At 41.3% G+C, this 8,315-nt stretch carries 4 protein-coding genes; 2 read left to right on the top strand and 2 right to left on the bottom strand.

Annotated elements, in window-relative coordinates; genetic code table 11:
• Window positions 1-3,848 (bottom strand): HYR-like domain-containing protein (locus BMW53_RS20185; RefSeq protein WP_441294355.1); only part of this gene is annotated, 3,848 nt, incomplete at its 3' end.
• 660 nt (window positions 3,849-4,508) lie between these two features.
• Between BMW53_RS20185 and BMW53_RS20180 the strand changes: the two genes are divergently transcribed.
• Together BMW53_RS20180 and BMW53_RS20175 are read left to right on the top strand one after the other, a co-directional pair.
• Window positions 4,509-6,593 (top strand): alpha-L-fucosidase, encoded by a 2,085-nt coding sequence (locus BMW53_RS20180; protein ID WP_038559784.1) that lies wholly within the window; start codon window positions 4,509-4,511, stop codon window positions 6,591-6,593.
• Window positions 6,594-6,614: 21 nt separating this feature from the next.
• Window positions 6,615-7,982 (top strand): alpha-L-fucosidase, encoded by a 1,368-nt coding sequence (locus BMW53_RS20175; protein WP_038559787.1) that lies wholly within the window; start codon window positions 6,615-6,617, stop codon window positions 7,980-7,982.
• Window positions 7,983-8,110: 128 nt separating this feature from the next.
• Here BMW53_RS20175 and BMW53_RS21180 read toward each other — a convergent pair.
• A partial coding sequence (locus BMW53_RS21180; RefSeq protein WP_217643015.1) for a hypothetical protein occupies window positions 8,111-8,315 on the bottom strand: 205 nt, incomplete at its 5' end.

Below are 8,315 nucleotides of genomic sequence, written 5' to 3'. Positions count from 1 at the left end.
TCCGAAACAGTTACTGTTTGTGTAAATGAAGTTTCATTACCACAGTCGTCAGTCGCTGTCCATGTACGTGTTAAAGTATAGCTGTTTGCGCAGTTGCCGTCAGTTCTTGTTTCAGTAAATTCAACCGGAACGTCTGCATCGCAATTGTCAGCAGCAGTCAGCACAACAGCTTCAGCAACGTCATCACACTCAGCAGTAATTTCTGCTAATGGCAATGTTTCGTTGAACGTAGGAGCTGTATTGTCCGAAACAGTTACTGTTTGTGTAAATGAAGTTTCATTACCACAGTCGTCAGTCGCTGTCCATGTACGTGTTAAAGTATAGCTGTTTGCGCAGTTGCCGTCAGTTCTTGTTTCAGTAAATTCAACCGGAACGTCTGCATCGCAATTGTCAGCAGCAGTCAGCACAACAGCTTCAGCAACGTCATCACACTCAGCAGTAATTTCTGCTAATGGCAATGTTTCGTTGAACGTAGGAGCTGTATTGTCCGAAACAGTTACTGTTTGTGTAAATGAAGTTTCATTACCACAGTCGTCGGTAGCAGTCCAAACGCGTGTTAAGGTATAGCTGTTTGCGCAGTTGCCGTCAGTTCTTGTTTCGGTAAATTCAACCGGAACATCTGAGTCACAATTGTCAGCAGCAGTCAGTACAACAGCCTCAGCAACGTCATCGCACTCAGCCGTAATTTCTGCTAATGGCAATGTTTCGTTGAAAGTAGGTGCAGTGTTATCCGAAACAGTTACTGTTTGCGTAAATGAAGTTTCATTACCACAGTCGTCAGTAGCTGTCCAAACGCGTGTTAAGGTATAGCTGTTTGCACAGTTGCCGTCAGTTCTTGTTTCGGTAAATTCAACCGGAACATCTGAGTCACAATTGTCAGCAGCAGTCAGTACAACAGCCTCAGCAACGTCATCGCACTCAGCCGTAATTTCTGCTAATGGCAATGTTTCGTTGAAAGTAGGTGCAGTGTTATCCGAAACAGTTACTGTTTGCGTAAATGAAGTTTCATTACCACAGTCGTCAGTAGCTGTCCAAACGCGTGTTAAGGTATAGCTGTTTGCACAGTTACCGTCAGTTCTGTTTTCTTCAAAAACAACCGGAACATCCGAGTCACAATTGTCAGCAGCAGTCAGCACAACAGCCTCAGCAACGTCATCACACTCAGCAGTAATTTCTGCTGTTGGCAATGTTTCGTTGAAAGTAGGTGCAGTGTTGTCAGAAACGATCACTGTCTGCGTAAATGAAGTTTCATTACCACAGTCGTCAGTAGCTGTCCAGGTGCGTGTTAATGTATAGCTGTTTGCGCAGTTGCCGTCAGTTCTGGTTTCGGTAAATTCAACCGGAATATCCGAGTCACAATTGTCAGCAGCAGTCAGCACAACAGCCTCAACAACGTCATCACACTCAGCAGTAATTTCTGCTAATGGCAATGTTTCGTTGAACGTAGGAGCTGTGTTGTCCTGAATAGAATAGCTTGCAGAAGTGGTACTTTCATTTCCGCACGCATCTATCGCTGTAAATATAACGGTTATTGCTCCACCATCACATTGTACATTTTCGTTTTCACCATAGTTGTGTCTCCATGTTACACCACCACAATTATCTGTTGCAGTTGCTCCTGCGTGGTTCTCTAACCAATCACTTAATTTGTTTGCAGGGTCTATTCCGCATTCTATGTTAATGTTGGTTAAGTTGGTGTTGTCTATAAAAGGGGGAACATTGTCACCACCAGCGTAGGTAATATTGATTTCCTCTGCGAAGTTTTCGCAGTTATCCTGAATGGTGTAGTTGTAAGTTACACTCCAGTTGCAGTCAGTGTCTTCGTCACCAAGTCCACCAGTTTTAGTAACCGTTACCTCGCCACAGTCATCGTTGAACAATTCAGCAATTTCATATTCAGTAGGACCTGTTGGAAGATCTGAAACGCATCCGATGATGTCTGTTTTGCCAATAGGAATAATTGCACTTGTTATTAAAGATGGAGGATCCTGGTCATAACCAGAGTAAGTCATTGTAACGGTAAAGTCATTATCCGCACAACCGTCAGAAATATTGTAAGTTCTCACCAAAGTCCATTCACACTGCCCTCCGGTTAAAGTCTGGCTTACGAATGAAGCAGAAACTGTTCCGCAGTCGTCGGTGTAAGCAGCTTCAATAGCAGCTTCGTCATCGGCAGTTGGGTATAGTTCGTCAATCTCAGTTTCGTTGGCACAAGCATTTATATTGGCAACTCCGGCAGGAGTAGTTCCATTAGCGGGATCCTGGTCATAACCAGAGTAAGTCATTGTAACGGTAAAGTCATTATCCGCACAACCGTCAGAAATATTGTAAGTTCTCACCAAAGTCCATTCACACTGTCCTCCGGTTAAAGTCTGGCTTACGAATGAAGCAGAAACTGTTCCGCAGTCGTCGGTGTAAGCAGCTTCAATAGCAGCTTCGTCATCGGCAGTTGGGTATAGTTCGTCAATCTCAGTTTCGTTGGCACAAGCATTTATATTGGCAACTCCGGCAGGAGTAGTTCCATTAGCCGGATCCTGGTCATAACCACTGTGTACAATTTTTTGATTAGTTAATTCGTTAGAACAATTATCAAATACTCTAAATGTATATGTCACCTCCCAAGAGCAGTTAGTTCCTGTTATAGAGGTATTTGTTAATTCAGCAGTAACTCCTCCAGGGTCAGAGTAATTTGAAGCAACCGCAATTGGATCAAAATCTGGAGTACCAATTGGTGGAGTAAATTCATCTATATAGCAAGCATTAATTCCAGTGGTACCATCTGGAGCCGTTCCGGTCGGAGCTTCTCCATCACCAGGCGCTATATCAAAAGTTCCTTCAAAAGAACAACCATTAGCATCAATAATCGTGTAAGTTTGTCCATCTCCAACAGGTACTCCTGAAAAAATACCAGTGTTATTTGATGTTCCATCAGATGTTAATGTATATTCTAAGGGTGGGGTTCCACCGTTACCATCAATATCAATTGTTGCAGTCCCTCCAGAGCAACTAATGGGTGTAGTTACAGAATAGCTGGCACTAATAGCATCTGGTTCACCGAGGTTTAAGGTACCACCATCAGAATGTCCATCAGAATCGCTGGCCGTCCATGTGTAGCTTCCAGCGCCAACATTGTTAAAAATAGCAGGAGAGGAGTTTATAGTTGAGCCATTAAAAGTAACACTATAAGGGCCTGTTCCTCCACTTACTAAAAATTCTACAGAGGTAGTTTCTCCATTACAATTTATTGCTTCATAGGTAGGTACCACAATAAATGGACCTTGTGCAATAATATCTGGTATTTCAGCATTACAAGCAGAGTAGTTTCCTACAATGCAGGTAGGCATGCCGTCATTGTCATTATCCCAGCCAACAACCGTATTTTCAATACCAACCAAACTACTTATCTCTCCACTGACAATATAATTAGGTATTGGTTGATATATCCGATGAACACTTGTTCCTAATGGAATTTCACCCGCTGCAAAAGCCTGAATAAAGGTTGATCCTTTAGTACCATCATTCTTGTAAACTACTAAATCAAATTGGGCAAATAAGTCATATTTTTTCCCATTTCTATTGACTTTAATGAAAACATAAGCGTCACCATCAGGTAGAGTTCCGATATTGGCATCTGTAATTTCAGTTCCATCATAAAGGCCAATGTATGCTCCAATCACGTCTGCTGAATTTGAGGTGCAATTTGCGTTTGGATCAGCAGGTTCGCATGCAGTACTTGGATTTAAATCGACATAGTCTTGAGCGTGCACTTGAAAGGCTCCTAAAAACAAAAACACCAACCCCAGTAGCAGGTTTCGCGTAAAAATTTGATTGGGTAAAAACGTCTTCATATCGGTAGATTTAATTTGTTATTACATCAATTACCGCATAGGAAGATTCATCAAACAATAAAGCAAAGCTTTATCATATTGCGTGTTGTGTTTCTATTCAAAAAAAAAAGTTTGATGTGAAATTTTTGGAAAGTGTCTATAACCCCTTATTTTCTACCTTCTTTAAATTTCAGAATCAATAAATTACTTATGCAAATTATGACTTAATATAATAAAAAGCAAATTTTAATTTGTGATTTGTTTTGTCCATATCTCTATTTAAATAATGTTTAGTACGTTTGACTAATCACTATGCAAATGATATGCCTTTGTTGTTAAGTATCACATTGTGAGCGGTATAGAGTTTTTGCGATGTTGTGGTATTTGTCCCCTGCTGGGACGAAACTCCCAGTAAAGCAAAAAAGTACATGTAAGTATTTTTATTTTAAATCCTCGGTAGGGGTGTAATTATGACAACAGATTTGCAATAATATTAGTTTTATAATAAAGATCTGATAGCTTGTTTTGGGCAGGGCATCGTGAGTGATACCGAAAAATGATATTATGTTGTAGTTTATTGCAGAAACAATGTAGTTTTTATTCTTACTAAGAGGATTTTAGTCAGATAAAAATAATCATTATATATTTACAGGGCTTGTGAAATTATTAAAATCTAAACCGATGACCAACAGATTATTTTATCTATTTGTTTTGTTAATAGCTGTTTCATGCAGTAATGTTACTCCACCAGAACCCGTGTTACCTGTGCCTTCTGAAAGGCAACTGGCCTGGAACGACATGGAATATTATGCGTTTGTTCATTTTAATATGAATACCTTTTCCGATATGGAGTGGGGATTTGGTGACGAAGATCCCGATTTGTTTAATCCAACCGAACTGGATTGCCGCCAGTGGGCACGGATTTGTAAAGAGGCTGGCATGAAAGGAATTATTCTTACTGCCAAACACCACGACGGTTTTTGTTTGTGGCCAACAGCTACAACTGAACATTCGGTAAAAAACTCCTCGTGGAAAAACGGGGAAGGAGATGTGGTAAGTGAACTGGCAGATGCCTGTAAAGAATATGATTTAAAATTGGGGCTTTACCTGTCGCCCTGGGATCGCAATAACCCGGAATACGGAAATGAGAAGTACATTGAAATATTCAGAGCGCAGTTGCGTGAGTTGATGACCAACTACGGCGATGTTTTTGAAGTTTGGTTTGATGGAGCCAACGGGGGAACCGGTTATTACGGAGGCGCCAATGAAGAACGTAGGGTGGATAAGCTTACTTATTACGACTGGGAGAATACCTACAAGATTATTCGCGAGCTGCAACCGGAGGCCGTAATTTTCTCTGATGCAGGCCCGGACGTAAGATGGGTGGGTAATGAACATGGATATGCTTATCCAACCACCTGGTCGAACTTATTACGCGACGAGATATACGGAGGAATGCCAGAATATTCAAACAAATACAGCAGGGGGCAGGAAAACGGAACACATTGGGTGCCGGCAGAGGTAGATGTGTCTATCCGTCCCGGTTGGTATTATCATAAATACGAAGATCACAAAGTAAAAACTTTGCCACAGCTGCTCGATATATATTATAATAGTATAGGCAGGAATGGATCGTTACTCATTAATTTCCCGGTTGACACTCGCGGTTTGATTCACGAAAAAGATGAAGAACAGATCTTAAAACTGGCCGAAGCAGTTAAAGCCGATTTTGCCGTTGATCTTGCTGCCGGTAAAAAGGCAGAAGCTACAAATGTGCGAGGTAACTCAAAAAAGTATAAAGCATCCAATGTAACCGACGACGATCCGGATACCTACTGGTCAACCGACGATGGAGTTATTCAGGCTTCTGTCACTATTGATTTTGGTGAAGAAACTACATTTAACCGTTTCGTGGTTCAGGAAGACATTCGTTTGGGACAACGCGTAAAAGCATTTTCAGTTGAGGCATATAGTAATAATAAGTGGGAAGAAATCGATTCTCAAACTACAATCGGCCGAAAACGTATTTTACGATTACCGGAAACTACTGCCTCGAAAGTGAGATTTACAGTACAAGATTCAAAAGCGTGTCCGGTAATCACCAAAATCGGAATCTATCGTGCGCCAAAAGTTATCATCGAACCAAAAATCTCAAGGACAAAAGATGGTATTATTAATATAGAAGCTTTTGATAGTGGACTTGATATATACTATACCGTTGATGGAAGCAATCCTGATGTCAATTCTTTAAAATATACAGCACCATTCAACTGGGCTCAGAAAGCAATAGTAAAAGCCATTGTGGTTGATCCGAATGAAAACAGAACGAGTACCGTTTCTGTAGCTGAGTTTGACATTCCAAAAACCTTATGGAAAGTGGTTGGGAAATATAAAGACGATGAAAAGGCGAACCTTATTTTCGATGGAAATGAAAACACCGCTTTTACAGTTGACGAATCGGCGCCGGTTGATTTTGTTTTCGACCTTGGAGAAAGTCTGAAGATTGCCGGTTTTAAATACCTGCCCGATCAACAGCGTTTTGATCCGGGTATTATATTCAATTACAAACTGTATTTAAGTTCCGATGGGAAAAACTGGAAACAGCCGGTTGCCAAAGGCGAATTTTCCAATATTCGAAACAGTCCGGTTTGGCAAACAAATAGTTTTTCTCCGGTAAATGCCCGCTATATTAAATTCACTGCTTTGTCGCCGGCCGAAGAAAATGGCAAAGTTGGTATTGCCGAATTTGAAATCATTACACAATAATAAATACCTAAATTTATTGATATGAAACGAGCACTTTTGGTATTATTAATAATAGTGGTTGTAAATCAGCTGTCATTTTCGCAAAAGAAAATTTGGGACGAAACTGCGGAGCAAAAAACCGAGCGGATGAAGTGGTGGACCGATGCACGCTTCGGAATGTTTATCCACTGGGGATTGTATGCGCAGGCAGCGCGGCACGAATGGGTGAAGAAAAACGAGCGAATTTCGGATGAAGATTATCAGAAATACTTCGAAATTTTTAACCCCGATCTTTTTGATCCGGCGGAATGGGCAAAAAAGGCCAAAGCTGCCGGAATGAAATATGCCGTAATTACAACAAAGCATCACGAAGGCTTTAACATGTTTGCATCAGATTACACCGATTATAATGTAATGAACACACCCTACGGGAAAGACATTATAAAACAATGGGTGGATGCTTTTCGCGCTGAAGGTCTTGGAGTGGGATTTTATTATTCGTTAATCGACTGGCACCATCCGGAATATACCATCGATCGGGTTCATCCGCAAAGTGCAAGTACAAATGAGGAGTACGATGAACTGAATAAAGGTCGTGATATGAATGTATATCGTAAATATCTGAAAAACCAGGTTCGAGAGATTCTTACCAATTATGGGAAGATCGATATTCTTTGGTTGGATTATTCGTTTCCCGGAGAGTTTGGAAAGGGAAGAGACGATTGGGGGGCGGTAGATTTGATGAAAATGGTTCGTGACCTGCAGCCCGGAATAATAGTAAACGACCGTGCCGATTTGAAAGATTATCAGGGCGGCTGGGATTTTACAACACCCGAGCAGTTTAAGGTGAATGCCTGGCCTGAAGAGAATGGTGTAAGGATTCCCTGGGAAACCTGTCAGACTTTCTCCGGCTCGTGGGGCTACTACCGCGACGAACTTACCTGGAAAGACAATAAACAGTTACTGACATTATTAATAGAGACGGTGAGTAAAGGAGGCAACCTGTTATTAAATGTTGGGCCAACCGCCCGCGGGACTTTTGATTATAGGGCCGATAATGCACTTGCCGAAATGGGAGAGTGGATGAAATACAATAGCAGGTCGATATATAATTGTACCCAGGCACCCGACGACTTTGAGGCACCAGATAACACTATATTAACGTACAATCCGGAAACAAACCGGCTGTATGTGCACTTGTTAGACTACCCGTTGCAGAATTTCCTGATGCGCGGTTATGCCGATAAAGTGAAATATGCGCAGTTCCTGCACGATGCATCCGAGATTAAAATCGGTAAGCCCCACGGATATTGGGTAGAACAGAAGCATGCCGAAAACGATATCAATTTACTATTGCCGGTAAACAAGCCGAATGTTGAAATACCGGTAATCGAACTTTTTTTGAAATAGCATCATTGTTTTTTTAGGATAGGCAGGCCCCGGAGTTACTTTTCGGGGCTTTTTTGTTCCAGGGGAAAGGATAGTTTCATCTCTATAATTTAATGCGAGAAATGTAACCCTATTGGGTTCTTCTCGTATTAATCAATCGGTCTGCTTATTTTTGAGAATAGATGGAGTCTGGCTTTCAGTTGATTAGAAAAAAGGAGCAAAAAAAGATGTCTAAAAAGGGCGTGAAAGTTTGGAAGTATAAAAACCTTGCTTACTTTTGCAGCCGCTTTGAGAGAAGCGATGTTCATAGAAAGAATGGGATTAGGAACGGCAGAGGATGAGCCGGGAGTCGGG

Origin of the sequence: Draconibacterium orientale (assembly GCF_900111425.1) — a bacterium.
In the GTDB taxonomy this organism is placed as follows: Bacteria; Bacteroidota; Bacteroidia; order Bacteroidales; family Prolixibacteraceae; genus Draconibacterium; species Draconibacterium orientale.
This window is presented reverse-complemented; position numbering and strand designations above follow the sequence as displayed.

Excerpts from the sequence above, each read along its gene's own strand:
- BMW53_RS20175 (WP_038559787.1), top strand. The coding sequence starts at position 6,615 with ATGAAACGAGCACTTTTGGTATTATTAATAATAGTGGTTGTAAATCAG.
- BMW53_RS20180 (WP_038559784.1), top strand. The coding sequence starts at position 4,509 with ATGACCAACAGATTATTTTATCTATTTGTTTTGTTAATAGCTGTTTCA.